The following is a 24,579-nucleotide window of genomic DNA, read 5'->3' as shown; positions in this document are numbered from 1 at the left end:
GCGTCTCATTGGGAAACGCCGCGACCTTGCAAAGCTTTAGTCAGATTGATTTAACACCCGTCGAAAGGGAGCCTGAAATGGTCGATATTGCAACCCGTGTGTGGAACCATAAGTGGAAAATCGACCCGATTGTGCGGTCGCTGATCGATACGGACTTCTACAAATTGTTGATGTGCCAATCGGTGTTTCGCAACAAACGGGACACGCAGGTGCGGTTCAGTCTGATCAACCGCTCGTCTGATGTCCGGCTGGCCGAGCTGATTGACGAAGGAGAATTGCGCGAACAGCTGGACCACATCCGCTCGCTCTCACTGACACGTGGCGAAAGCACCTGGCTGCGCGGCAACACCTTCTACGGCAAGCGCCAGATGTTCCGGCCAGATTTCATGGAGTGGTTCGAGCAGCTGCAGCTGCCCGCCTACCATCTGGAAAAGCGCGAAGGCCAGTATGAGCTGACCTTCGAAGGCTCCTGGCCCGAGGTAATGATGTGGGAAATCCCAGCGCTGGCCGTGCTGATGGAACTGCGCTCGCGTGCGGTGTTGCGCGACATGGGTCGGTTTGAACTGCAGGTGCTCTACGCCCGCGGCATGACCAAACTGTGGGAAAAAATCGAACGCCTGCGCAATGTGGACAGGCTGCGGATTGCCGATTTCGGCACCCGTCGGCGTCACAGCTTCCTCTGGCAGGACTGGTGTGTGCAGGCCATGACCGAAGGTCTGGGTGAGAAGTTTGTTGGCACCTCCAACTGCCTGATCGCCAAGAACCGCGACCTCGAGGCAATCGGCACCAACGCCCATGAATTGCCGATGGTTTATGCAGCTTTGGCGGAAGACGACGCCGCGCTGGGGCAGTCGCCCTATCAGGTTCTCGAAGACTGGCAGGAAGAACACGACGGCAACCTGCGCATCATCCTGCCAGATACCTTCGGCACCGAGGGTTTTCTGGATCGCGCACCGGACTGGCTGGCGGGCTGGACCGGCATCCGCATCGACAGTGGCGAACCGGCTGCGGGGGCCGAAACCGCGATCAACTGGTGGAAACAGCGCGGCGAAGATCCGACCCAGAAGATGGTGATTTTCTCTGACGGGTTGGACGTGGACAAGATCGAGCAGTTGCAGGCCCAGTTCGCGGGGCGTGTGCGGCCGTCCTTTGGTTGGGGCACTTTGCTGACCAATGATTTCCGCGGACTGACCCCGGGCGATGCGCTATCCCCCTTCTCGCTGGTGTGCAAAGCCGTGTCGGCGGATGGCAAACCCACGGTGAAACTGTCTGACAACCCAAACAAAGCGATGGGGCCGACCTCGGAAATTGAACGGTACAAACGTGTGTTTGACGTGGGTCAACAACAGGCAATGGACGTCGTGGTCTAACAAGCCACACAATGGACTGGCTTGAATATATCGCAGCCTTCGCAGGCTTCTTTGTGGCGCATAACCTGCCCACACGGCCCGCTGTAAAAGCCCAGCTGCAAACCTTTCTGGGCATGCGGGGCTTCAGCATCGCTTATTCGCTCCTATCGCTCGGCGCGCTTTACTGGCTGTTGCTGGCCGCGGGTCGTGCGCCGGTGGTGACGCTCTGGCACTGGGCACCGTGGCAAAACCTCGTGCCGATCGTGGCGATGGCGTTGTTTTGCGGGATCCTCTGTTTTGGCGTTGCCCGACCCAACCCGTTTTCCTTTGGCGGCGCGCGTAACGAACAGTTTGACCCGCTGCGCCCCGGCCTGATCCGTTACATGCGGCACCCAATCCTTGTGGCTCTGGCCCTCTGGGCTTTTGCCCATATGGTGCCCAATGGCCATCTGGCGCATGTGATCCTGTTTACCGTTTTTGGGGGTTTTGCCCTGCTGGGCATGCGCCTGATCGACCGCCGCAAGCAGCACGAAATGGCCGATTGGTCCGATCAGGTAACCGTCATGAAAGACGCGCCCCTTCTGCCCCCACTGCGCCATTGGCCCGGCGCAGCATTACGTCTGATCATCGCCGTTTTGCTTTATGTCAGCGTCTTGCATGCCCACGCACCGCTGTTCGGCGTGTCACCGCTTCCGTAAAACCCAGAGGGACACCCCATCCAAACAGGCCAAGTGCTGTCAGCTAGCGTTGGCGACCCTGGCAGGATTCGAACCTGCAACCTGCCCCTTAGGAGGGGGCTGCTCTATCCAGTTGAGCCACAGGGCCACGCTTAGCCCTCTTAGCCCGTGACTGAGGCCAGAACAAGACCGAGGAGATCGCAGCTACTCTGGCTTGAACACAACAGCGGGTTCGCGCTAACAATGAAGTAACCTTATACAGTTAGGATGGTGCGATTGAGCCGCAACGATAGCCGCCCCCTCACCCTGCGTGATGTCTCCGAAGCTTCGGGCGTTTCGGAAATGACCGTCAGCCGGGTCTTGCGCAACCGCAGCGACGTCAGCCAGGCCACCCGTGAAAAGGTCCTGCAAGCCGCCAAACAACTGGGCTATGTCCCCAACAAAATTGCCGGCGCTCTGGCCAGCCAGCGGGTTAACCTTGTCGGTGTGATCATCCCTTCGATGTCGAACATGGTGTTCCCTGAGGTGATGACCGGTATCAGCCGCGTGTTGGAAGACACCGACCTGCAGCCCGTGGTCGGGATCACGGATTACCTGCCAGAAAAAGAGGAGAAAGTCCTCTATGAGATGCTGTCATGGCGTCCTTCTGGCGTGATCATCGCGGGGCTTGAACATTCCGAGGCCTCCAAGGCGATGCTGCGCGCTGCGGGCATTCCGGTGGTGGAGATCATGGATGTGGACGGCGACCCGATCGACGCGATGGTGGGGATTTCTCACCGTCGTGCGGGGCAGCACATCGGTGAAGCCATTCTGGAAGCGGGTTACAAACGCATCGGCTTCATGGGCACCAAGATGCCGCTGGACCACCGTGCCCGCAAACGGTTTGAAGGCATGACCCAAGCGCTTGCCAAGGGTGGTGTTGAGGTGGCCGATCAGGAGTTCTACTCGGGCGGATCGGCACTGGCAAAGGGGCGTGAAATGACTGCCGCCATGCTGGAACGTACGCCGGATCTGGATTTCCTTTACTATTCGAACGATATGATTGGCGCGGGTGGCCTGCTCTACCTGATGGAGAAGGGCATCGACGTGCCGGGGCAGATTGGCCTTGCCGGGTTCAACGGAGTTGAGCTGTTGCAGGGGCTGCCGATGCAATTGGCGACGATGGATGCCTGTCGGGCGGAAATTGGCACCAAAGCGGCCGAGATCATTGTCGAGCGCACCGCCAATCCCGACGGGGAGGTTGCAGATCGGGTTGAGCTGACCCCGACCTTGAGTTTCGGCGACACGTTGCGCGGCAAGTGATTATCGAAGGGGCCTCTGGGCCCCTTTTTCGTGGTGTTCCGTCAAGACGATTTAAGAGAGTGGATTGATGCACGTGGAATTTGGCACCGTTGCGATCCTGGTTGTTTGTGCGGTTGCCTTTATCGCTGCGAACTTCTGGGAATCCCCGCGCTACCGCCGCCGCCGCAAGAGCCTGCGGCAGGAGGCAAACGGCACCTGGGTCTGGATCGGCTTTGACGGTCAGGAACAAAGCGCCGACATCCATCCGGCAGAACCCGGTGGCGCCTGGCACAGCGAAGGCAGCAGCGATGGTGGCTTTGACGGCGGCGACGGAGGCGGGGGCGGCGGCGACTAAACCGCAGCGCCGTCAGACCATCCGGATCACATCCTTGTCCACCGCCAGCATATAGCCTTTGCGGGCAATGTTCTTCACCAGCAGTTCGCTGACCATCTGATTGCCCAACGTGTCACGCAACCGCTTGATACGCGTGGCCCCGGCCGCCTCTTCGCAGTCGGTGGCATCCTTGCCGGACACCATCGCCTCGATCTCGGCGCCCGACAGCAAATCCTCATCCATCCGCGCCTCGGCCAGAACCGACAATGTCTCCATTGCGGCCGCCGTCAGCTTAAAGCCCATGTTGTTTAGGTAGACCGTGTTTTCATCGCGGCTGATCAGTAGCGAAGACACCTGAATGCCCGCCTGCTCAATCTGCGCCATACGCCGGTTCATCATCACCAACATCACCAGAAACACCAGCGCAGCGATCAACATTGCGGTGGCAAAGACCAACAGCACAAATATCACCATCCGGTAGCTGGTCAGCGTGTCGCCAAAGGCGGTGCCGGATTGCGCCAAAATCTCCAGCAGTTTGATTTCTGCGGCATTGGTCAGATCATCGTTCTCCACAAAGATCTGCTCGACCCGCATGTTGAAGGCATTGGCGTCAGGCAATGTCAGAAACAAAACAACCGCCGCCGCCAGAAGGATGGCGACGATGGCTGCAATTCCGATGGTGACAAGACGGGTGCCGGACCGGCGCGCGTCAGTAGCGGAGGAAATATCTCCCGGCACTCTCTTTCCTTTCCTGCAATCCCTCATCGCCAAAGACCGACAATACGGTCAGCAGCGTCCACCCTTCCGAGGCCACGCGCGGGGCCAGTTCGGCTTTGGCAGCTTTGGCAGAGCAGTCCCCGCTGAGTTCGGCCACACCGTAGTGCAGCTTCAGCGGATTGTCCTGCTTGGCTTTGTAATCGGCGTAACATCCGGCGCTGGCCGCATGGGCGGATCCCAGAACCAGAACAGTGCCAATCACGGTGGCGGAGAGGGTTTTGACAAGGGTGCGTTTCATGACCACCAACATGCGCCGGAACCGTTGGTTATTCAATAACCAAAGGGGTTTGGCACCGGTGATATTCGATAACACGGGGGTGTTATTGCCTGTCTGAAGGGGGTGGCCCCAATTTGATTTCACAGCCCGACACCAAGGCAAAACGGCGCGACACATGAGCCGCCGCAGACACCTGAAGGGCAACCAAAGATCAACGCACACAGCACCCATAGATAGGAACGCATCATGTCCCGTAAGTTCATTGCCGCCATCCTCGCCGCCTCCATGGCCATCACCTCTTTCACCGCCGCCCCCGCCCGGGCCGCCAGCGACGAAGACATCGCCAAGCTCCTCTTCGGTGCAGCAGCTCTGGCCATCATCGGCAAAGCCATCAGCGACAACAATCGCAACGATGTAAACCGTTACCGGGACCGCGAACTGGTCGTCACACCACGCCCCCGCGACCGCAAGGTTCTGCCGCGTCGTTGCGTGAAACGGGCCAACACAGCCCTCGGCAACAACACCCGCGTGCTGGGCGCAAAGTGCCTCAACCGCCACTACAAACGTGCAGATCGCCTGCCGATCTCCTGCCGTTTGCCGATGTGGACGCAAAACGGCCGCAAGCCCGCCTATCTGGTCCGCTGCCTGCGTGACCGTGGCTACAGCATCGCCCGTCCCTAATCGGGTGTGACAGAGGGGACCGCCTACTGCCTTCCCAACGGTCCCCTCTTGAATACAGGTGGAAAACGGGGTTCACAGAACAGATGAACAAAGAAAAACAGACCCCCGATTTCTCTTTCGAGCAACAGGCGAACGCGCAGGGTTTCCTGCGCGTCGCTGGCGTGGATGAGGTCGGGCGCGGGCCTCTGGCCGGCCCTGTGACCGCCGCCGCCGTTGTGCTGGACCCCGCCCACATTCCCAAGGGGTTGAACGATTCAAAACAGCTGACCGCCAGACGACGCGGTATGCTGCTGGAACAGTTGCTGGCGCACGCCGATGTCTCCGTCGCGCACGCAACCGTTCAGGAAATTGACACCCACAACATCCTGCGCGCCAGCCACATCGCCATGCAGCGGGCCTTGCAGGGGCTTCAAACGCCGCCGGATATGGCGCTGATCGATGGCAATATGATCCCGCAGGGACTGAACATGCCGGCGCAGGCAGTGGTGAAAGGCGACACCAGATCGGTCTCAATCGCCGCCGCCTCCATTGCCGCAAAAATTGCACGTGATGAGATCATGCAACACTTGGCGACCCAGTTCCCTGGTTACGGATGGGAAACAAACGCCGGCTATCCAACCCCGTCCCACAAGGCTGCACTGGCTGAATTGGGGGTGACACCACACCATAGGCACAGCTTCAAACCGGTGCACAATATATTGTATCAAGAGTGAAATCTAACATTCTGATACAAAAAAGAAATTGACCCCGACTCCCATTTGACTCATTTTTAAGGCCAACCAAGAGCGCAAAAATGCGCCGGGTATTGAGGCAGAAAAAATGACGATCAAGCACACGAAGAAGGGCGCGCCTGCGCTCCCTCTAAACTCGCTTCTTGAAGGCGACTGTATCGAAATGATGAACAGTCTCTCTGAGGAGTCGGTTGACCTGATTTTTGCGGACCCCCCGTATAACCTCCAGCTCAAAGGAGATTTGCACCGGCCTGACAACTCCAAGGTCGATGCAGTGGACGATCACTGGGATCAGTTCTCCTCCTTTGCGGCCTATGATAAATTCACCCGTGAATGGCTGACCGCCGCCCGCCGGATCCTGAAGCCAAATGGCGCGATCTGGGTGATCGGCTCGTATCACAACGTCTTCCGCATGGGCGCCGAGTTGCAGAACCAGGGATTCTGGATCCTCAACGACGTGATCTGGCGCAAGTCGAACCCGATGCCGAACTTTCGCGGCAAACGTCTGACCAACGCCCATGAAACCCTGATCTGGGCCTCGAAATCCGAAGGCGCCAAGGCGACCTTCAACTACGAAGCGTTGAAAGCCCTGAACGAAGGCATCCAGATGCGCTCAGACTGGGTGCTGCCAATCTGTAATGGCGGCGAACGTCTGAAAGACGAGAACGGCGAAAAAGCCCATCCAACCCAAAAACCCGAAAGCCTGCTGCACCGGGTGATCCTGGGCACCACCAACCCCGGTGACGTGATCCTCGATCCGTTCTTTGGCACCGGCACCACCGGCGCAGTCGCCAAGATGCTGGGCCGGGACTACATCGGCATCGAACGTGAAGAGGCCTACCGCAAAGTGGCCCGCAAACGTCTGGCCGCCGTGCGCCGTTTCGACAAAGAGGCGCTGCAGGTTTCCACCAGCAAACGCGCCCAGCCGCGTGTGCCCTTCGGCCAGCTGGTCGAACGCGGCTTCCTGCGTCCGGGCGATGAGCTCTATTCATTGAACAAACGCCACAAAGCCAAGGTGCGTGCCGATGGCACCATCGTTGGCGGTGAAGTCAAAGGCTCGATCCATCAGGTCGGTGCCGCGCTGGAAGGCGCGCCGAGCTGCAATGGCTGGACCTACTGGTGCATCAAGCGCGACGGCAAAGAGGTGCCGATCGATATCCTGCGCCAGCAGATCCGTTCAGAAATGGCCAACTGATCCTGACTGGTCCCTTGCTGGCTTGCCCTCGGGCCGGCCAGCATGCGCCAGACGGTTTCTGCCGGGCAACCTCTGAACGCCTCACGACCTTTCGCGGTATTCCAAAACACCAAAGTTACCGCCGGTGCCTGTAGCCTGACAGCCGGCACCAAACTGCCCCGCCTCGATGGCGGGGCCTTTTTCATTTCGGGATCGGCCCTGCCGCCTCTTTCAATGATCCCAAAATACTCCCGCCGGAGGCATCTGTCCGTGCAGATCAGAGCCGTGGCAGCGGGTTTGTCCCCAGCTTGTAGGGCGTCCAGTCTTCAATCTCGGGATAGAACTTGCGCCGCCATGCCCGCACACGCGGGTTCATCCGCCGCCGCCACAGGGGCGGGATCATCGCCATCAGGGTCATCACCGGATAGCCATAGGGAAACTGTGGCGCATCTTCGGCGTCATAGTTTTGCAGCAAGGGGAACCGCCGGTCAGGTTTGTAGTGGTGATCACTGTGGCGCTGCAGATTGATCAACAGCCAATTGGTGGCCTTATGGGCCGCGTTCCAACTGTGGTGCGGTTTGACATGTTCGTACTTGCCCTCACCCAGATGTTTGCGGGTCAGCCCGTAGTGTTCCACATAGTTGGTCAGCTCCAGCTGCCAGACGGCAGATCCCGCCTGCAGGATAAACAGGGCCAGCCCCTCAAGGCCCCCAACCGCCAGCGCCAGTACCAGCGCCACCAGCTGCAGCGTGCCGTAACGCCAGAACGGGTTGTTCAGGTGCCAGACAGGCCGTTTGCGCCGGTCCAGCATGGCCTTTTCCGCCGCAAAGGCCGACGCAAGGCTTTGGAACAACACCCGGAAAAAGAATCGGTGGAAGCCCTCGTTATAGAGCGCCGTCACCGCATCGCGTGGTGTGCCGACATGGCGGTGGTGCACCAGCAGGTGCTCGGATCGGAAATGGGAATATAGCACGGTGGCCAGCAACAGGTCCCCCAGCCATCGCTCCCACTTGTTCTTCTGGTGCACCAGCTCGTGGCTGTAGTTGATCCCAACCGTGCCGGAAATCACTCCGACACCAAAGAACAGCACCAGTTTTTCCCCCAGATCCAGATGGGTGGCCCGGGTGGCGTAGTAGATCAGCCCGTAGATGGTCACAAACTGGATCGGGAACCAGATCAGCGTGATCAGCCGGTACCAGAACAGCGCCGCATCGGGGGTATCGGTGTCCGCATTGTCGAGGTTCAGGCCGGTGAACACATCCAGCAAGGTGAACAACCACCAGGCCCAGAGCGGCAGCAGCAACGTGAACCAGCCGCCAAATACGGCACTGACCAGCGCAACAGGAATTAGCGTCAGCGACAGCCAAAATGGCAGCGCCTTGGACAGGCTCAGGCGGGCGGTGCGGGGAACGGGGCGATCAACCATGACATGTTGTCCCAATGAGTTGCCAAAATCAGAGCGCGTTCAGCCCACATTGTCAAACGCCCCGAACCCAAGGTCAAACGCCTTTCGCATCACGGTGGGCAGATCAGCGGGACGAAACGTCTCAGCCTCAACAAAATGTCCACTTTCAGGGTTCGCCCCCTGCGGCAGATCCGCGATCCGCACCTGCAAAAGCAGATGGAAATGGGTGAAAGTGTGTTTGGCCTCGCCCGCGACCTGCCGCCAGTTGGCTGCGATGGGCGGGTGTTCCGCCGCACCTGCCTCGGTCCAGTCAGCACCGGGCCAGCCCAGCATCCCGCCAAGCAGCCCTTTGTCCGGCCGCCGTTCCATCAGATAGGCACCATCCGCGCGGCGTCCGATATAGGCGATGCCATGACGGGTGGGTTTGGGTTTCTTCGGGGTTTTCTTTGGCAGCTCTGCCGCTGTGCCCGCCGCTTGTGCGGCGCAGGGACCCCGCCAAGGGCAGATGCCGCAAGCCGGGTTTCGCGGCGAACAGATCGTCGCCCCCAGATCCATCACCGCCTGTGCATAGTCCCCAGGCCGCGCCTCTGGCGTGAGCGCCTCCGCCAGATCTGTCAGCAACGGTTTTGACCCCGGCAGCGGATCGTGCACATCGTGCAACCGCGCCATCACCCGCTCAACATTGCCGTCCACCACAACGGCAGGCAGGTCATACGCGATCGAGGCCACCGCCGCCGCCGTATAGGGACCAACACCGGGCAGCTTCAGCAACCCCGCCAAAGTGTCCGGGAACACCCCATCATGTTCGGCAACCACAACCCGGGCACATTTCAACAGGTTGCGGGCGCGGGCGTAATAGCCAAGCCCCGCCCATTCCGCCATCACATCCTCATCCCGCGCCGCGGCAAGATCTGACACTGTGGGCCAGCGGGTGGTGAAACGGTGGAAGTAGTCCTTTACCGCCGCAACCGTGGTCTGCTGCAACATCACCTCGGACATCCAGACTCGATATGGATCGGGCCGCACCCCGGCGACTTTCTGTGCAGGGGGCACGCGCCACGGCATTTCGCGTGCATGCACGTCATACCACGCCAAGAGATCCGTGGCGGTCGCTTCGGTCAAATTCACGTCACGCAATATTTATGTCCTGCCCTGTCCAATTCGCTGGCGTCTGCCTACAGCGCCTTTAGGATAGGGCCAAGAGTGAGGAAGGAAACAGGCGGAAAGCATGGCGAAGCGCAAGCCGACCACCAAGGGATTTGCCCGCACCGGATCGTTGCTGCAGCAGCGGATCCGTCAGGCTGGTGAGTCCCGTGGCTTTGCTGTCACCCGTCTTCTGACCCACTGGCCCGAGATTGTCGGCGAAGACATGGCCGCGATGGCCCGTCCTGTGGATGTGAAATATGGCCGGCAGGGCTTTGGCGCGACATTGACCGTGCTGACCACGGGGGCAAATGCCCCGATGGTCGAGATGCAGCGCGAACAGCTGCGTGAAAAGGTGAACGGTGTTTACGGCTACAACGCCATCTCGCGCCTGCGTGTCACCCAGACCGCGCCCACCGGCTTTGCCGAAGGGCAGGCCGATTTCACCTATGGCCGCAAAGAAAAACCGAAACCCCAGCCAACCCCCGCAATCCGTGCCGAGGCGGCACATGTTGCAAAGGGTGTGGGCGATGACTCGCTGCGGGCCGCGCTAGAGCGGCTGGCGCAGACCGTATTAACCAGAACAAAATCGCAAGAGAGGTAAGTAGATGAACCGCAGATATGCAATGGGCCTGATGGGGGCCGCCGCCGTAACAGCTGGCGCCTATACCCTGTTCCCCGGCCAGAACCAGCTGCCTGATCTGGTTGGCATGGCCCATGCGCAGGACGCCGATCTGTCTGGCATCGTTGAGATGACTATGGGTTCGGAAGATGCGCCGGTCACGCTGATGGAATACGCCTCTTTCACCTGCCCGCATTGCGCCACTTTCCACAACAATGTGCTGGGCAAAATCAAGGCCGAGTATGTCGACACCGGCAAGGTGAAATTTGTCTATCGTGACGTCTACTTCGACCGTCCCGGCCTGTGGGCCGCCATGATGGCACGTTGTGAACCGACCAAGTTCTTTGGCATTGCCGATATGCTCTATGCGGAACAGAAATCCTGGATCGGCGGCGGCAACCTGAGCGAGATTGACCAGAACCTGCGCCGCATTGGTCTGGTGGCTGGCATCGGCAAAGAAGAGCTGGACGCTTGCATGTCCGACGCCGAAAACGCTCAGGCGCTGTACACCTGGTTCCAGCAGAACATGGAATCCGACGACGTCAGTTCGACCCCGACCCTGTTTGTGGACGGCAAGAAATACTCCAACATGAGCTACACGGATCTGAAAGCGATCCTTGATGAACGGTTGGGCATGTAAATGACTGCACCGCTTGCCGGGCTCAAGGTTGTTGAGCTCGCCCGCATTCTGGCCGGCCCCTGGGCCGGTCAAACCCTGTCTGATCTTGGCGCAGAGGTCATCAAGGTCGAAAGCCCGGCAGGGGACGACACCCGCCAGTGGGGCCCGCCGTTCATCGAACGGGACGAAGACACCACCGCCGCCTATTTCCACAGTTGCAACCGTGGCAAATCCTCCGTCACGGTTGATTTCCGCACGCCCGAAGGCCAGGAACAGGTGCGTGCGCTGGTGCGTGATGCTGACATCCTGATTGAGAACTTCAAGGTGGGTGGACTGGCCAAATACGGGTTGGATTACGACAGCCTGAAAGAGGTCAATCCGGGGCTGATCTACTGCTCGATCACCGGGTTCGGCCAAACCGGCCCCTATGCCCATCGCGCAGGCTACGACTATATCATCCAAGGCATGTCCGGGTTGATGTCGATCACCGGCGATCCTGATGGCCAGCCACAGCGTGTGGGCGTGGCGGTCACCGACATCTTCACCGGTGTCTACGCCGTCTCAGGCATCCTTGCCGCGCTGCATCAACGTTCGCAGACCGGAAAAGGCCAGCACGTTGATATGGCGCTCTTGGATGTCGCCGTTTCGATCACAGCTAACCAGGCGATGAACTATCTGTCGACCGGCACCGCGCCGGGCCGCACCGGCAACTACCATCCGAATCTGACGCCCTATCAGGTGTTTGACTGCGCGGACGGCTATATCATCATCGCTACAGGCAATGACGGGCAGTATCAGCGCCTTTGCACTCTGCTTGGCCTCGACTGGATGGCAGAGTCGCCGGAGTTTCTGAAAAACGCGGATCGGATTGCCAACCGCGACCGGATGATAGACCTGCTGATGGCAGAAACCCGCAAGCGCAGCAAAGCCGATCTGCTCTCGGGGTGTGAAGATCGCGGCATTCCCGCCGGGCCGATCAACGATCTGGCTGAGGTGTTCGACGATCCCCAGATCGCCGCACGTGGCATGCAGGTAGAGCTGGACGGTGTACCTGGCGTGCGTGCGCCCTTCACCTTCTCCGATGCGGAGCTGAAACTGGACCGTCCGTCCCCCAAGCTGGGGCAAGACAACTGATCTGCAATTGGTCGAAGCCCCTTCATGGGGCTTCACCACAGCACCGCCTGAGCGCCGCCTTAACCGTAGTCGCGGGCACCGAAAATGGCTGATCCCACCCGCACATGGGTGGCGCCAAAGCTCACCGCTTTCTCAAAATCACTGCTCATTCCCATCGACAGGCCAGTCAGCCCGTTGCGTGCGGCAATTTTGGCCAGCAGCGCAAAATGCAGGGCGGCCTCTTCTTCCACGGGGGGGATGCACATCAGCCCCTGCACCGGAAGATCCAGATCGCGGCATTCAGCGATAAAGGCGTCAGCATCGGCTGGCAGAATCCCTGCCTTCTGCGCTTCTTCGCCGGTGTTGACCTGAATGAACAGGTCCGGGCACTGCCCCAATTCTTGCGCCAGGCGGGCCAGGGTCTGCGCCAGTTTCGGCCGGTCAACCGAATGGATCGCCTCAAACAGTTGCATCGCCTGCCGTGCCTTATTGGTTTGCAGCGGGCCAATCAGGTGGACCTTCAAACCTTCAAATCGTTCGCGAAACGCGGGCCATTTGCCCGCTGCTTCCTGCACTTTGTTTTCACCGTAAAGGCGATGACCTTCGTCCAGCACCGCTTCGACCCGTTCGTTTGGCTGCACCTTGCTGACCGCGATCAGCTGAGTTGCACCTTCCGGACGGCCTGCTGCAACTTCGGCTTTACGCAGGCGGGCGGTGATTTCGGCAAGAGACATCGGGCACTCCGGATTGAGAGGGGCGTTTGCGCGGACAAAACACCATTCGCTGAAAAAAGAAAAGACCGGAGCCCATCGGGTCCGGTACGTCAGACAAAAGAAAAGGGCAGGCGCGAAGCCTGCCCTCTCTTAGGTAGTCCTAAGTCGTTCTGAATTAGAACGAGAAGGTCATGCCCAGGTCGTAAACCGAGTTACCTTGTACTTCGGCAATACCACCGGCGATAGCTGCACCACCACCCAGCGAGTAGGATGCACCTACACCGAACGCGTCCTGGTTACCAGCTGCGTCGTTGGTGGCGTAAACGGCGGTCACGGTCAGGTCGCCCTGAGTGTACTTAACATCGAGGCCGTAGCCAGTGTTGGTACCGTTGTCGGAGTACTGAACGCCCAGAGCAACTGCGCCCATCGAGTAACCCAGGTGCAGGTTGTGCTCGTTGGTGCCGTTAACCGAGCCGTAACCAGCTGCGAAGGAAACGTCACCGAAGGAACCAGAAACGCCCAGCGCCCAGTCGTCGTTGGTGTCGGGAGCTACCGGAGCAGCCGAGTCAGCTTCGACCGAAGCAGCTACAGCGATGTCACCGAAGGAGTAGTTGATTACTACGTCAGCTTCGCCGTTGCCCGAGATCTCACCCTGGTCGTCAACACCCAGACCGTCGAAACCGACGTCGGCCAGGCCTTCGTTGTCGTTTGCTGGGTCGAGCGAGCCAACGGTGATCTTCAGGCCGCCAACTTCCATGTAAACCTCGGGGGAAGAAACTTCACCCTGGGTGTCTGCGCCATCGCTGAACGCACCGTCGATGTCCAGCGAAGCACCGAACATGATGCCGCCGTCGGTTTCACCCGAGCCTTTGATGTCGAAGTCGACTTCGTTTTTCACGATAACGCCGGAACCGGTGTCCGCGATACCAAAGTTTGCCGAACCGCCGAAGCTGATTTCAGCGGATGCAACACCGGCGGTGGCTACCAGCGCGGTCGATGCGAAGAGAATCTTTTTCATGATTTTTTCCCTCGGTTTTCCAATCAAGCGCCCCAAAACGGGTGATCCGCTTGGGTATGCAGCTTCTCTCGCTCTTTTCGGGGTGTGTTTGCAAGCCGCCTGAAAACTTTCCGGGGATTGCAGGGCGGGATGGTGCAGCTTTGCCACACATTCTGAACCAGCCAGAAAGGTGACAGGCAAGAACACGCATCCCCACAGAGCATATACACTAAAGCCTTGCTCCTTAAGAATCCCTTCGCTAGGACGGGTAGGACAGTGAATTTAGGGCCTTACGATGCGCGTCACATCTCGTTTCAAACTTACTTTTGCCGTTCTGGCACTTGGTTTTGTCACCGCTTGCGGACTGGTCCAGCCAGAGGCGCTTTCGCCAGAGGCACAGGCGCGCACCGATGAGCAGCAGCGCGAAACCATTTGGGATCTGTTCCGCGATCAGAACCCGGACGTGCAGGTTTCGGTAAACCGCTACATTTGGAACGCCTCGCTGGAGGTTCTGAACTTCATGCCCGTCGAATCGGTGGATCCTTTCACCGGTGTGATTGTCATGGGTTACGGCACCCCGCCCGGCGGCAACCAAAGCTACCGCGCCACCGTTTATATCAAGGACCCTGCACTGGAAGCCCGCTCACTGAACGTGGCGCTGCAGGGGCGCAATGGTCGTGCGGTGTCACCGTCAACCCAGCGTGCCATTGAGGATGCGATCCTGTCCCGCGCCCGCCAGTTGCGGATGAAAGACGGCCGCCTTTAAGGCCGCCAATTCCACAGACAATAGGGCGCCCTAAGGGCGCCTTTTCTTTTGTTTGCATAAAGTTAAGAAGTCAGCTGCGAATCGGCTGTGGGGTCAGGGAGGCTAAGGTTTCGACCCATTCTAGCTGCCGCGGCAGGCACTGACTGCGCAGATCATAGGTCTCGACAATATGTTTGCGCGCGGCCTGGCCAAAGGCACGCCGCATCTCTGCGTCCTCCAACAGGGCACAGCACTGATCAACCAGCGCCTCACCGTCAAAGAAATCCACCAGCAGCCCGTTTTCGCCATGTCGAATCGCTTCTTTCAGCGGTCCGGTGTCACTGGCCACAATGGCGGCCTCCGCGCTCATCGCCTCAAACAGGGACCAGCTGAGGACAAACGGGTAGGTCAGATAGAGGTGCACACGGCTGACTTGGAGCAGGCGGATAAACTGATCATAGGGAACCTTGCCTAGGAAATGCACCCGCTCCCAGTTCGGGGTCGGGATCTGTCCACGCACCTCATCGATGAAGATCTGCTTCCAGGTCTGTCCCTGCGGTGGCCGCGCGCCATAGCTTACCTCATCCCCGCCGACGATCAGCACCCGCGCGTTTGGACGCTCCTTGAGCAGGCGCGGCAGCGCCCGCATGAAGATGTGATAGCCGCGATAGGGCTCCAGATTGCGGTTCACAAAGGTGATGACCTCATCCTGTCGGCTAAGCGTCGCGCCACCCGGCAAGGCAAACTGCACATCAGAAGCCGCCTGCACCGCCTGCGTATCGATTCCATCATGAATAACGCTGATTTTCTGCCGCCATTCCACCGGGAACGTATCGGCCTGAAAATGAGTCGGGCTGATCCCGGCATCCGCAACCTGCAAATGCACCAGATTGTTGAGGTTCTTAAGACGGATTCGCAGGGCCTCTGTCTCGGCCACTTTGGGCTGAAATTCCGGATCAAAGCCCAGATGTTCGCGGTCGCTCAGGTGATAAAGCTCACAATAGAGGCCAATCCGCGCCTCCGGCCAGACGTCACGCAGGAACATCGTCTCGCCCCAGCCGTGATGGCCAATGATGATGTCGGGGGTAAACCCATGCGCCTTCAGACCCATCGCAGCATGATAACAGGCCTCGGCCCGGATCACCTTGGTATCAAAATCATTGACCCAAGGGTGAATCCCCGGCCCCTGTTTGCGTTTGATCGCATAGGGCAGCACCCGGACGCCGTTCCAATTTGACGGTTCCTTCACTCTGAGCGTCAGCGCCACACATTGGTGGCCCTGCGCGGCCAGCGCAGGGGCAAGATGTTTGTACTGACCGGGGAAGTTCTGGTGGATAAAGAGGATCTTCATGAAACGGCCTTAATAACTGCCCTTTCCTTATACAGCCCCAATCGCATCGGCAAAGAGCGTCATTTTTGCGCTTCCCCACTGGACCAATGCGCCGCTGCCGCCTATCACCGCTGGCGACACAGTGAATACGAGACACCAGAAAGGTCCGCCCATATGACCCGCTACTCCGCAGCCGAAATCGAAGGCAAGTGGCAAGAAGCCTGGGACAAGGCCGAAATCTTCAAGGCCGTCCGCAGCGACGACAAGCCGAAATACTACGTGCTGGAAATGTTCCCCTACCCGTCGGGACGCATCCACATCGGCCACGTTCGCAACTACACAATGGGCGACGTGATCGCGCGCTACAAAATCTCGACCGGTCACAATGTACTACACCCGATGGGCTTTGACGCCTTTGGCATGCCGGCAGAAAACGCCGCGATGGCTTCGGGCGGGCATCCCAAGACCTGGACCTATGACAACATCGACACGATGGTGAACCAGATGAAGCCGCTGGGCTTTGGTCTGGATTGGTCGCGCATGTTCGCCACCTGTGATCCGGAATACTACGGCCAGCAGCAGTCGATGTTCATCGACTTCATCGAAAAGGGTCTGGTTTACCGCAAAAACGCGGTGGTGAACTGGGATCCGGTCGATATGACCGTTCTGGCCAATGAACAGGTGATTGACGGCAAGGGCTGGCGTTCCGGCGCCGAGGTGGAGCGTCGCGAACTGACCCAGTGGTTCTTCAAGATCTCCGACTACTCCGAAGAACTGCTCGACTCGCTGGGTGACTTGGACGACTGGCCCGCCAAAGTGCGCCTGATGCAGGAAAACTGGATCGGCAAATCGCGCGGTTTGCAATTTGGCTTTGAACGCACCGACGGTGGTGAACCGATTGAGGTTTACACCACCCGTCCTGACACGCTGATGGGCGCGTCCTTTGTGGGCATCTCGCCCGATCACCCGCTAGCCAAACAGCTGGAGGCCGAACGTGAAGACGTCGCAGCCTTCTGCGCCGAGGCGCGCAAAGGTGGCACCACCGCTGAGGCGATTGAAAAGGCCGACAAACTGGGCTTTGACACCGGACTGAAGTGCAAACACCCCTTCGATGAGGCTTGGGAACTGCCGGTCTACATCGCCAACTTCATCCTCATGGACTACGGCACCGGCGCGATCTTCGCCTGCCCGGGCCATGATGAACGCGATTACGAATTTGCCACCAAATACGACCTGCCGATCATTCCCGTCTTCACGCCGGTTGAAGGTGACGCCGAAGCAGGCAAAGCCTATGTGCCCACCAAGGCAGAAAAGGTGCGCTACATCAAAGGCTTCGCCGGTGAAGAGCTGCAGACCGGTGAAGAGGCGGTCAACGCGGCGGTGGACTATTGCGAAGGCAAAGGCATCGGCAATGGCGTGACCAAGTTCCGCCTGCGCGACTGGGGCCTGAGCCGTCAGCGCTACTGGGGCTGCCCGATTCCCGTTGTCCATTGCGATGACTGTGGCGTGGTGCCCGAGAAGAAAGAGAACCTGCCGGTCGAACTGCCCGAAGACGTCAGCTTCGACATCCCCGGCAACCCGCTGGACCGTCACCCGACCTGGCGTGACTGCAGCTGCCCGAACTGTGGCAAGCCGGCGCAGCGCGAAACCGACACGATGGACACCTTCGTGGACAGCTCGTGGTATTTCGCGCGTTTCACCGCACCGCGCGCCGACACCCCGACCGAACTGGCAGATGCCAACTACTGGATGAACGTCGACCAGTATATCGGCGGCATTGAACATGCGATTCTGCACCTGCTCTACTCGCGCTTCTTTGCCCGCGCGATGAACATCTGCGGCCACCTGCCGGAGAAGTCGAAAGAGCCGTTCAACGCGCTGTTCACCCAAGGCATGGTGACCCACGCGATTTACAAGACCGAAGGTGCGGATGGCCGTCCGGTCTATCACTACCCCGAAGAGGTGGAGCTGCGTGACGGCAAAGGCTTCCTGAAAGACGGCACCGAGGTGACCATCGTGCCTTCGGCCAAGATGTCGAAGTCGAAAAACAACGTCGTCGATCCGGTGGAGATCATCAAACAGTATGGTGCCGATACCGCCCGCTGGTTTGTGCTGTCCGACAGCCCGCCCGAACGCGACGTGGAATGGACTGCTGCCGGGGCCGAGGCTGCGTTCAAACACATGACCCGTGTCTGGAACCTGTGCGACAAGATCGGCGCTATGGATCCGGCCGCCAAAGGTCAGGGTGACGAAGACCTGCAACGCGCCACCCACCGTGCGATTCGCGATGTCACCAACGGCATCGACAGCTTTGGCTTCAACGCCGCCATCGCAAAACTTTACGGTTTCACCAATACCTTGGCGAAATCCAAAGCCAGCGCCGCGGTTCAAAAGGAATCGATCAAAGTTCTGGCGCAATTGATGTCGCCCTTTACCCCGCACCTGTCCGAAGACATTTGGGCGCATCAGGGTGGTGAAGGTCTGATCGCACAAGCCGCCTGGCCCGAAGCAGATGAGGCTATGTTGGTCGACGCCAATGTCACGATGCCGATCCAGATCAACGGCAAGCGACGCGCGGAAATCAGCGTGCCCAAGGACATGGCGAAGGAAGAGGTTGAAAACCTCGTTCTGGCGCACGAAGCTGTGGTCAAAGCCCTCGACGGGGGCCAACCGAAGAAGCTGATTGTGGTGCCGGGGCGTATCGTGAATGTGGTTGTCTAAACGCAGACATTTCCTCTCTATTTTTGCAGTCGCGGCCCTTTCGGGCTGCGGCTTTACCCCTGTTTACGGTCCCGCCGGCGACGGGCATCGGCTGCAGGACGCGGTTCTGGCGGCTGAGCCAAAGACCCGCGATGATCAGCAACTGCTGCAGCAGATCGAGGCGCGGATCGGACGCAGCGCCAACCCCGAATTTGACCTGACCTACACCTTCACGGTGCAGGAAGAACGGGTTGCGGTTTCTGCCAACAACATCACCACCCGCTTTAACCTGATCGGTCAGGTGGACTATGCGCTGAAAGAAACGGTGACCGGAATCACCGTCACCAAAGGCACCGCACAGCATTTCACTGGCTATTCCTCTTCTGGCACCACCGCCGCAACCTTGGCCGCAGAGCGTGACGCACGGGCACGTCTGGCGGTGATTCTGGGCGATCAGATTGTGGCCCAGCTGCTGGCGAAAGCCGCCGATCTGGACGGGTGAGCCGATGAAGCTCGCCCCGCGTGACGCAGGTAAATACTTCCGCCAACCAGAGGCCCATCGCGCCGGATTGCTGATTTACTCCGCCGATGCCATGCGCGCGGCCCTGAAACGGCAAGAGGTTATCGCCGCCCTGATCGGCCCCAATGGCGAAGAGGAAATGCGCCTGACCCGCATTCCTGCGGCCAGCCTTCGCAAAGATCCAGCACAGTTGCTGGATGCGATTAAGGCCGTCAGCTTTTTCCCGGGCCCCCGTGTGGTGTTTGTGGAAGACGCCAATGACACCGCAGCCCCAGCCATCACCAATGCAATGGTGGATTGGGCCGAAGGCGACGCGCAGGTGATTGTCACCGGCGGCGCGCTGAAGCCAACGTCGAAACTGCGCAAACTGTTCGAGGCCCATCCAAACGCCTATGCCGTTGGCCTCTATGATGATCCGCCCAGCCGCGAAGACATCGAGGCCGAGCTGAAACGTTCCGGCATTCGTGAGGTTGATACCGGCGCGATGACGGATCTTGTGGACCTGTCCAAAGACCTCTCGCCTGGGGATTTCCGCCAGACGCTCGAAAAGCTGGCGCTTTATAAGCTGAACGACTCCGGTCCCGTCCTGCCCGAAGATGTTGCCGCCTGCGCCCCCGCCACGGTGGAGGCCGCGCTGGACGATATTTTGAACGTCGTGGCCGAGGGCAAATCAGATCAAATCGGCCCGATCCTCGAAAAATTGAAAGCCCAGGGTGTCAACGCAGTCTCACTCTGCATCGGCACCACACGTCATTTCCGCACCCTGTTCAACATCGTCGCCAATGACGGCGGCCGCATCTTCATCCCCGGTTCCTTCAAACAGAAGGAACGCACGCAGAAACAGGCCCGCGCCTGGGGCCCGATGAAGCTGGAAGCGGCGCTGACCGTCTTGATGGACACCGACTTGCAGCTGCGCTCGGCCGGGCAGAACGCACCAGCAATGGCCTTGGTGGAACGGGCTTTGATCCGACTGGCGATGCTGGCACGACGTTAGGTTCTGCTGGCGTTGCGCGCGGGAATGCGTTCCCTTAGGGCAAACACGCGGGAGGAGCAGAAATGTATCAAGTGATTGGGGGTGTCAGCAGCCGGGCGTTTCGGGTGATCTGGATGCTGGAAGAACTGGGCGAGGAATTTGAAGTCCTCACCGTCAAACCCCACTCCCCCGAGGCCAAGGCTGCCAACCCGTCCGGCAAGATCCCTGCCCTGCGTGTGGACGGGAACTGCATCACCGATTCAAATGCCATCCTGACCTATCTGGCGGACAAACACGGCGCCTTGACCTATGCCCCTGGCACCCTGCCCCGCGCCCGTCAGGACGCGCTGCACCATCAGGTTCTGGACGAATTGGACGCAATCCTCTGGACCGCCGCCCGTCACAGTTTCATCCTGCCCGAAGACCAGCGCGTGCCGGCGGTCAAGGACAGTCTGAAACAGGAATACCTGCGCAATACGGCGCGTTTGGTTGCGGAAATCGAAGGCCCGTTCCTGATGGGCGACCAGATAACCATTGCCGATATCGTGCTGACCCACTGCCTGAACTGGGCCCATGTCGCCCGTTTCCCAAAACCCGACGACCGCCTCACCGCCTACGCCAAAGAGATGCGGGCGCGGGAGGCGTTTCAGCGAGCGTTGAAACGCTAGCTCAGGTGAACTTTCGGAAGAAGCGGGTACGGTCGAACATGCCTTCCAGCTCTTCCATCCGGGTGCGGGTCAGATCCCAGGTGTGCTCCTGCACCTCGGCAATCATCGCCTCAAGGATCAGCATCAAGGCGGTGTTACTGTCCCAGGCCGAGGGCACGGCGATCCGGCCACAGAAAGTGCAATCGGCAAACTCATGCACAGGGCTGCGCCACTGATCGGTGAACAGCACGATCCGCGCGCCCTTTTCCCTGGCCATCTTGGCCAATCGCAGGGTCGAGTTCTCATAGCGGCGCACGTCAAAGATCACCACCACATCGCCCGGCTTGATATCCAGGAGGTAATGCACCCAGGCGTTTGACATCGACTGGATATGGGTCACGCCGGGCCGCGCCACCTGCATGTGCATAAAGAAGTAATCTGCCAGCGCACGGGTGATCCGCCCGCCCACCACCAGCACCGAATGATCGGTCTCTGCCAGCATCTTGCAGGCCGCATCAAACTGGGTGGGATCGATCTGGGTCAGAGTTTGCCGGATATTGCCCATCACCGCATCGGTGAAACGATTGAGGATATGGGCGTCCGGCGCGCTTTCGACCCAGGTGTCGTGTTTGGTGATCGGGTCTGAAATTTTTGCTTCAAGCTCGCGGCGCAATTCGTTCTGGAAATCGGGAAAGCCGGAAAAGCCCAGTTTCTGCACCATACGCACCACGGTGGGCGTCGACACTTCCGCCGCTTTGGCCACCTGCGTGATCGAGGCAAGCCCCGAAACAGGGTAGTTCTGCAGCAGGGAATCAGCCAGCTGCCGTTCAGCGCGGGTCAGATCGTCAAAGGCCGTCTGCAGACGTTCGGCAATGGTTTCAGGCTGCTCCGTCACGCCGGTTCTCCCGTATTTCCCCGTGGTTTTGACTAGTTTATGAACAACCCCATCCTTTTTGAAGAAAATTTTTCAGAATTTTCATTGACAGGTTAACTTGTTCTGAAGAATTGTTTTCAGAATGACGGCCCTGCGTTGCGACGTGTTGGGCGATGTGGGGGAATTTTACGAATATGACGGGTCGCGATCCGATCTTTGACAACGAAGCCGTTCAGGTGACGCTGCCCAACGGGGCCGCACCTATTGTTCTTGTGTGTGAACATGCCTCCAATGTGATGCCTGCTGAATTTAACGGGCTGGGCCTCGACGAAGCTGTACGGCAGAGCCACGTGGCCTGGGATCCCGGCGCCCTGCCGATCGCGTCCCAGATGGCCGAGGCGCTCAGCGCCACGCTGATCGCCGGTGCTGCCTCGCGTCTGCTGTTTGACTGCAATCGCCCGCCCGAAGCCCCCGACGCTATGCCCCCGCGCAGCGAAATCTTTGACATCCCCGGCAATCAGAACCTGTCCGAGGCGCAGCAGGCCGACCGCGTTCGCCGCTTCCACGATCCGTTCAACGCCGCGATGGAGCTGCTGCTTGACCAGCAAGCGCCGCAGCTGATGATCACCATGCACAGTTTCACCGCCACCTATAACGGCGCGCAGCGCGCGGTCGAAATCGGCGTTCTGCATGATGACGACAGCCGCTTTGCCGACGCCATGCTGGCCTGCGCCGCCAATCACACCGACAGGGTGGTGCGCCGCAATGACCCTTACGGACCGGAAAACGGCGTCACACATACGTTGAAAACCCATGCCATGCCGCGTGACATGCAAAACGTGATGATCGAGATCCGCAATGATCTGATCCGCACCGACGCAGACCAGCAGGCTATGGCCCAGATGATGACCGCCTGGGTGCAAGAGGCCATCGCGACCTCGGGCCTGCTCGCAATGGAAGAAGGGGGAAGCTGATGCCGGGATTTATCCGTGGATATGTCCGCTGGGTGGACGCCATCAATTACCGGCTGGGCCGGATTGTGATGTATGGCATCTTTGTCATGGTGGCGATCCTGATGTGGTCGTCGATCTCCAAGACCTTCTTTATGCCGTCGCTCTGGACACTGGAAATGGCGCAGTTTGCCATGGTGTCTTACTACATCCTTGGCGGGCCTTATTCGATCCAGATGGGCTCAAACGTGCGGATGGACCTGTTCTATCACACCTGGACAGATCGCAAGAAAGCCCAGTTTGACGCCATCACTGTGGTGGTTTTGGCCTTCTATCTTGGCGTTCTGCTCTACGGCGCGGTCGATTCCTTTGCCTATTCGCTGGGCCACTTCAAAGGCACCCCTTTTGCCTTCCTGTTGGAATTGGTGGTGGCCTTCTTCACTGGCGGCCCGACGGCGGCGGGCGAAGTTCTGGGCTATCTGGAACGCAGCCCCACGGCCTGGCGTCCAATCCTCTGGCCAATCAAGTTCATCATGACGCTTGGCATCTTCTTGATGCTGCTGCAGGCCCTATCTGAATTCTTCAAAGACATCGCCCGCATCCGCGGACAGGAGATCTGATCACATGTCCTACGAAATGATCGCAATCTTCATGTTCGCCACCATGATGGTGATGCTGTTCACCGGCCAGCGCGTCTTTGGCGCGATTGGCGGTGTGGCAGCGCTGGCGGCGATGCTGCTGTGGGGCAATGGCGGCTCGGCCATCCCGTTTTCGGCGGCGATGAAGCTGATGAAATGGTATCCGCTGCTGACCCTGCCAATGTTCATCTTCATGGGCTACGTGCTGTCGGAATCCAAGATCGCCGACGACCTCTATAAGATGTTCCACGTCTGGATGGGCCCGGTTTCCGGTGGCCTGGCCATTGGCACCATCGGTCTGATGGTACTGGTATCCGCGATGAACGGGCTCAGCGTGGCAGGCATGGCCATCGGGGCCACCATCGCGCTGCCGGAACTTTTGCGGCGGGGCTATGATAAACGCATGGTCACGGGGGTGATCCAGGCCGGATCCAGTCTGGGCATCCTTGTGCCACCCTCTGTGGTGCTGGTGCTATACGCAATGATCGCACGGCAGCCAGTGGGGCAGCTGTGGCTGGCCGGTGTGGTGCCCGGTCTGCTGATGGCGGCCATGTTCATCATCTACATCTACGTACGCTGCAAGTTGAACCCGGCGCTTGGCCCGACCCTCAGCGAAGAAGAGCGTAACGTGACCCGTGCCGAGAAGATCCGCCTCTTGGGCGCAGGTCTGCTGCCGCTGGTTATCTTTGCCGCGATGATGGTGCCCTTTGTGAATGGCTGGACTTCGCTGGTGGAAAGCTCGGCGATTGGCGCCATGACTGCCTTTATGGCAGCGGTGCTGAAAGGCCGGATGACCCGTCAGGTGTTTGAAACCTCGGTGCGGCAGACGCTGGCGATTTCCTGCATGTTCATGTGGATCATTCTGGCCGCTCTTGGCTTTGGTGCGGTGTTTGATGGTCTGGGCGCGGTGAACGCGATCAAGGACTTGTTCACCGAACAGCTGGGTCTGGACCCTTGGGTGATCCTGATCCTGATGCAGCTGAGCTTTATCGTGATGGGTACGTTCCTTGATGACACTGCGATGCTGGTCATCGTGGCACCGCTTTATGTGCCCTTGGTCAATGTGCTGGGTTTTGATCTGATCTGGTACGGCGTTCTCTACACGGTGACCACCCAGATCGCCTATATGACGCCGCCCTTCGGCTACAACCTGTTCCTGATGCGCGCGATGGCGCCGCCGGAAATCTCACTGAAAGACATCTACGGCTCGATCCTGCCTTTTGTGCTGATCATGGTCTGCGCACTTACGCTCATCATGGTCTTCCCACAGATCGCTTTGTGGCTGCCGGAATACGTTTACGGAAAATGACAGAACTCCAGTCAATGGAGCGTTCAACAAACTGGGGAAAACCCAAAACACACTGAACAC

26 protein-coding genes and 1 tRNA gene are annotated in these 24,579 nt (G+C 59.2%); 18 read left to right on the top strand and 9 right to left on the bottom strand.

Annotation, left to right across the window (positions count from 1 at the left end; all coding sequences use genetic code 11):
* Nucleotides 1-77 precede the first annotated feature (77 nt).
* Nucleotides 78-1,370 (top strand): nicotinate phosphoribosyltransferase, encoded by a 1,293-nt coding sequence (pncB, locus tag SIC14_RS06735; RefSeq protein ID WP_412565056.1) that lies wholly within the window; start codon nucleotides 78-80, stop codon nucleotides 1,368-1,370.
* An 11-nt stretch (nucleotides 1,371-1,381) separates the two neighbouring features.
* Nucleotides 1,382-2,047: an NnrU family protein gene (locus tag SIC14_RS06730; RefSeq protein ID WP_412565055.1), complete on the top strand. Its 666-nt coding sequence runs from the start codon at nucleotides 1,382-1,384 to the stop codon at nucleotides 2,045-2,047.
* Between the two features lie 50 nt (nucleotides 2,048-2,097).
* On the opposite strand, the gene SIC14_RS06725 is transcribed toward SIC14_RS06730, so the two are convergent.
* A tRNA-Arg gene (locus SIC14_RS06725) sits at nucleotides 2,098-2,174 on the bottom strand.
* Nucleotides 2,175-2,302: 128 nt separating this feature from the next.
* On the opposite strand from SIC14_RS06725, the gene SIC14_RS06720 reads away from it, so the two are divergent.
* Together SIC14_RS06720 and SIC14_RS06715 are read left to right on the top strand one after the other, a co-directional pair.
* A complete protein-coding gene (locus tag SIC14_RS06720; protein ID WP_412565054.1) occupies nucleotides 2,303-3,328 on the top strand; it encodes a LacI family DNA-binding transcriptional regulator in 1,026 nt (341 codons plus the stop codon).
* Between the two features lie 67 nt (nucleotides 3,329-3,395).
* A complete protein-coding gene (locus tag SIC14_RS06715) occupies nucleotides 3,396-3,662 on the top strand; it encodes a hypothetical protein (protein ID WP_412565053.1) in 267 nt (88 codons plus the stop codon).
* A gap of 12 nt (nucleotides 3,663-3,674) precedes the next feature.
* Here the strand turns inward: SIC14_RS06715 and SIC14_RS06710 are convergent, their stop codons facing one another.
* Nucleotides 3,675-4,367 carry a winged helix-turn-helix domain-containing protein gene (locus SIC14_RS06710; RefSeq protein ID WP_412565835.1) on the bottom strand — a complete coding sequence of 231 codons (693 nt, stop codon included), beginning with the start codon at nucleotides 4,365-4,367 and terminating at the stop codon, nucleotides 3,675-3,677.
* A complete protein-coding gene (locus SIC14_RS06705) occupies nucleotides 4,351-4,656 on the bottom strand; it encodes a hypothetical protein (RefSeq protein ID WP_412565052.1) in 306 nt (101 codons plus the stop codon). Before SIC14_RS06705 ends, SIC14_RS06710 begins: the two co-directional genes overlap by 17 nt.
* Before the next feature lie 225 nt (nucleotides 4,657-4,881).
* Here SIC14_RS06705 and SIC14_RS06700 point away from each other — a divergent pair, with 225 nt between their 5' ends.
* From SIC14_RS06700 to SIC14_RS06690, 3 genes are all read left to right on the top strand, one after another.
* The gene (locus tag SIC14_RS06700) at nucleotides 4,882-5,316 is read left to right on the top strand and encodes a hypothetical protein (protein WP_412565051.1); all 435 of its coding nucleotides are present in this window, start codon (nucleotides 4,882-4,884) and stop codon (nucleotides 5,314-5,316) included.
* A gap of 83 nt (nucleotides 5,317-5,399) precedes the next feature.
* Nucleotides 5,400-6,029, top strand: a complete 630-nt coding sequence (locus tag SIC14_RS06695) for a ribonuclease HII (RefSeq protein ID WP_412565050.1) — start codon at nucleotides 5,400-5,402, stop codon at nucleotides 6,027-6,029.
* Between the two features lie 106 nt (nucleotides 6,030-6,135).
* Nucleotides 6,136-7,242, top strand: coding sequence for a site-specific DNA-methyltransferase (locus SIC14_RS06690; protein WP_412565049.1), 1,107 nt, complete (start codon nucleotides 6,136-6,138; stop codon nucleotides 7,240-7,242).
* A gap of 256 nt (nucleotides 7,243-7,498) precedes the next feature.
* On the opposite strand, the gene SIC14_RS06685 is transcribed toward SIC14_RS06690, so the two are convergent.
* Nucleotides 7,499-8,647 (bottom strand): alkane 1-monooxygenase, encoded by a 1,149-nt coding sequence (locus SIC14_RS06685; RefSeq protein WP_412565048.1) that lies wholly within the window; start codon nucleotides 8,645-8,647, stop codon nucleotides 7,499-7,501.
* Between the two features lie 39 nt (nucleotides 8,648-8,686).
* Nucleotides 8,687-9,691, bottom strand: coding sequence for an A/G-specific adenine glycosylase (locus SIC14_RS06680; RefSeq protein ID WP_412565834.1), 1,005 nt, complete (start codon nucleotides 9,689-9,691; stop codon nucleotides 8,687-8,689).
* Nucleotides 9,692-9,854: 163 nt separating this feature from the next.
* Here SIC14_RS06680 and SIC14_RS06675 point away from each other — a divergent pair, with 163 nt between their 5' ends.
* From SIC14_RS06675 to SIC14_RS06665, 3 genes are read left to right on the top strand one after another with little or no spacing between them, the layout of a single operon-like run.
* Complete coding sequence (locus SIC14_RS06675; RefSeq protein ID WP_412565047.1) at nucleotides 9,855-10,373, top strand: DUF721 domain-containing protein; 519 nt, start codon at nucleotides 9,855-9,857, stop codon at nucleotides 10,371-10,373.
* A gap of 4 nt (nucleotides 10,374-10,377) precedes the next feature.
* On the top strand, nucleotides 10,378-11,031 hold the full coding sequence (locus SIC14_RS06670) for a DsbA family protein (protein WP_412565046.1): 654 nt from the start codon (nucleotides 10,378-10,380) through the stop codon (nucleotides 11,029-11,031).
* Nucleotides 11,032-12,144, top strand: a complete 1,113-nt coding sequence (locus tag SIC14_RS06665) for a CaiB/BaiF CoA transferase family protein (protein WP_412565045.1) — start codon at nucleotides 11,032-11,034, stop codon at nucleotides 12,142-12,144. It abuts the gene before it with no gap.
* A 59-nt stretch (nucleotides 12,145-12,203) separates the two neighbouring features.
* On the opposite strand, the gene SIC14_RS06660 is transcribed toward SIC14_RS06665, so the two are convergent.
* The gene (locus SIC14_RS06660) at nucleotides 12,204-12,857 is read right to left on the bottom strand and encodes a YggS family pyridoxal phosphate-dependent enzyme (protein ID WP_412565044.1); all 654 of its coding nucleotides are present in this window, start codon (nucleotides 12,855-12,857) and stop codon (nucleotides 12,204-12,206) included.
* Between the two features lie 154 nt (nucleotides 12,858-13,011).
* A complete protein-coding gene (locus tag SIC14_RS06655) occupies nucleotides 13,012-13,854 on the bottom strand; it encodes a porin (RefSeq protein WP_412565043.1) in 843 nt (280 codons plus the stop codon).
* A gap of 274 nt (nucleotides 13,855-14,128) precedes the next feature.
* Here SIC14_RS06655 and SIC14_RS06650 point away from each other — a divergent pair, with 274 nt between their 5' ends.
* Nucleotides 14,129-14,599, top strand: a complete 471-nt coding sequence (locus SIC14_RS06650) for a DUF3576 domain-containing protein (protein WP_412565042.1) — start codon at nucleotides 14,129-14,131, stop codon at nucleotides 14,597-14,599.
* A 70-nt stretch (nucleotides 14,600-14,669) separates the two neighbouring features.
* Here SIC14_RS06650 and SIC14_RS06645 read toward each other — a convergent pair whose 3' ends face one another.
* The gene (locus tag SIC14_RS06645; protein WP_412565041.1) at nucleotides 14,670-15,929 is read right to left on the bottom strand and encodes a glycosyltransferase family 4 protein; all 1,260 of its coding nucleotides are present in this window, start codon (nucleotides 15,927-15,929) and stop codon (nucleotides 14,670-14,672) included.
* Between the two features lie 153 nt (nucleotides 15,930-16,082).
* Here SIC14_RS06645 and leuS point away from each other — a divergent pair, with 153 nt between their 5' ends.
* The 4 genes from leuS to SIC14_RS06625 all read left to right on the top strand — a co-directional run bounded on the left by leuS (nucleotide 16,083) and on the right by SIC14_RS06625 (nucleotide 20,769).
* Complete coding sequence (gene leuS / locus SIC14_RS06640) at nucleotides 16,083-18,629, top strand: leucine--tRNA ligase (RefSeq protein ID WP_412565040.1); 2,547 nt, start codon at nucleotides 16,083-16,085, stop codon at nucleotides 18,627-18,629.
* Nucleotides 18,616-19,110 carry a hypothetical protein gene (locus SIC14_RS06635; RefSeq protein ID WP_412565039.1) on the top strand — a complete coding sequence of 165 codons (495 nt, stop codon included), beginning with the start codon at nucleotides 18,616-18,618 and terminating at the stop codon, nucleotides 19,108-19,110. Before leuS ends, SIC14_RS06635 begins: the two co-directional genes overlap by 14 nt.
* Nucleotides 19,111-19,114: 4 nt before the next feature.
* Nucleotides 19,115-20,122: a DNA polymerase III subunit delta gene (gene holA, locus SIC14_RS06630; RefSeq protein ID WP_412565038.1), complete on the top strand. Its 1,008-nt coding sequence runs from the start codon at nucleotides 19,115-19,117 to the stop codon at nucleotides 20,120-20,122.
* 62 nt (nucleotides 20,123-20,184) lie between these two features.
* On the top strand, nucleotides 20,185-20,769 hold the full coding sequence (locus tag SIC14_RS06625; RefSeq protein ID WP_412565037.1) for a glutathione S-transferase family protein: 585 nt from the start codon (nucleotides 20,185-20,187) through the stop codon (nucleotides 20,767-20,769).
* A gap of 1 nt (nucleotide 20,770) precedes the next feature.
* Here the strand turns inward: SIC14_RS06625 and SIC14_RS06620 are convergent, their stop codons facing one another.
* Nucleotides 20,771-21,643, bottom strand: coding sequence for a MurR/RpiR family transcriptional regulator (locus SIC14_RS06620; protein ID WP_412565036.1), 873 nt, complete (start codon nucleotides 21,641-21,643; stop codon nucleotides 20,771-20,773).
* Between the two features lie 173 nt (nucleotides 21,644-21,816).
* On the opposite strand from SIC14_RS06620, the gene SIC14_RS06615 reads away from it, so the two are divergent.
* The 3 genes from SIC14_RS06615 to SIC14_RS06605 are packed head-to-tail and all read left to right on the top strand — an operon-like array spanning nucleotide 21,817 to nucleotide 24,519.
* Complete coding sequence (locus tag SIC14_RS06615) at nucleotides 21,817-22,596, top strand: N-formylglutamate amidohydrolase (RefSeq protein WP_412565035.1); 780 nt, start codon at nucleotides 21,817-21,819, stop codon at nucleotides 22,594-22,596.
* Nucleotides 22,596-23,192 (top strand): TRAP transporter small permease subunit, encoded by a 597-nt coding sequence (locus SIC14_RS06610; protein WP_412565034.1) that lies wholly within the window; start codon nucleotides 22,596-22,598, stop codon nucleotides 23,190-23,192. The genes SIC14_RS06615 and SIC14_RS06610 overlap by 1 nt, the downstream gene beginning before the upstream one ends.
* A 4-nt stretch (nucleotides 23,193-23,196) precedes the next feature.
* On the top strand, nucleotides 23,197-24,519 hold the full coding sequence (locus SIC14_RS06605) for a TRAP transporter large permease (RefSeq protein ID WP_412565033.1): 1,323 nt from the start codon (nucleotides 23,197-23,199) through the stop codon (nucleotides 24,517-24,519).
* Nucleotides 24,520-24,579: the final 60 nt, after the last annotated feature.

The sequence above is a fragment of the Thalassobius sp. MITS945101 genome, assembly GCF_047123305.1.
Taxonomy (GTDB): Bacteria; Pseudomonadota; Alphaproteobacteria; order Rhodobacterales; family Rhodobacteraceae; genus Thalassobius.
The sequence above is the reverse complement of the archived record's forward strand: the minus strand, read 5'-3'. Positions and strand labels throughout refer to the sequence as shown.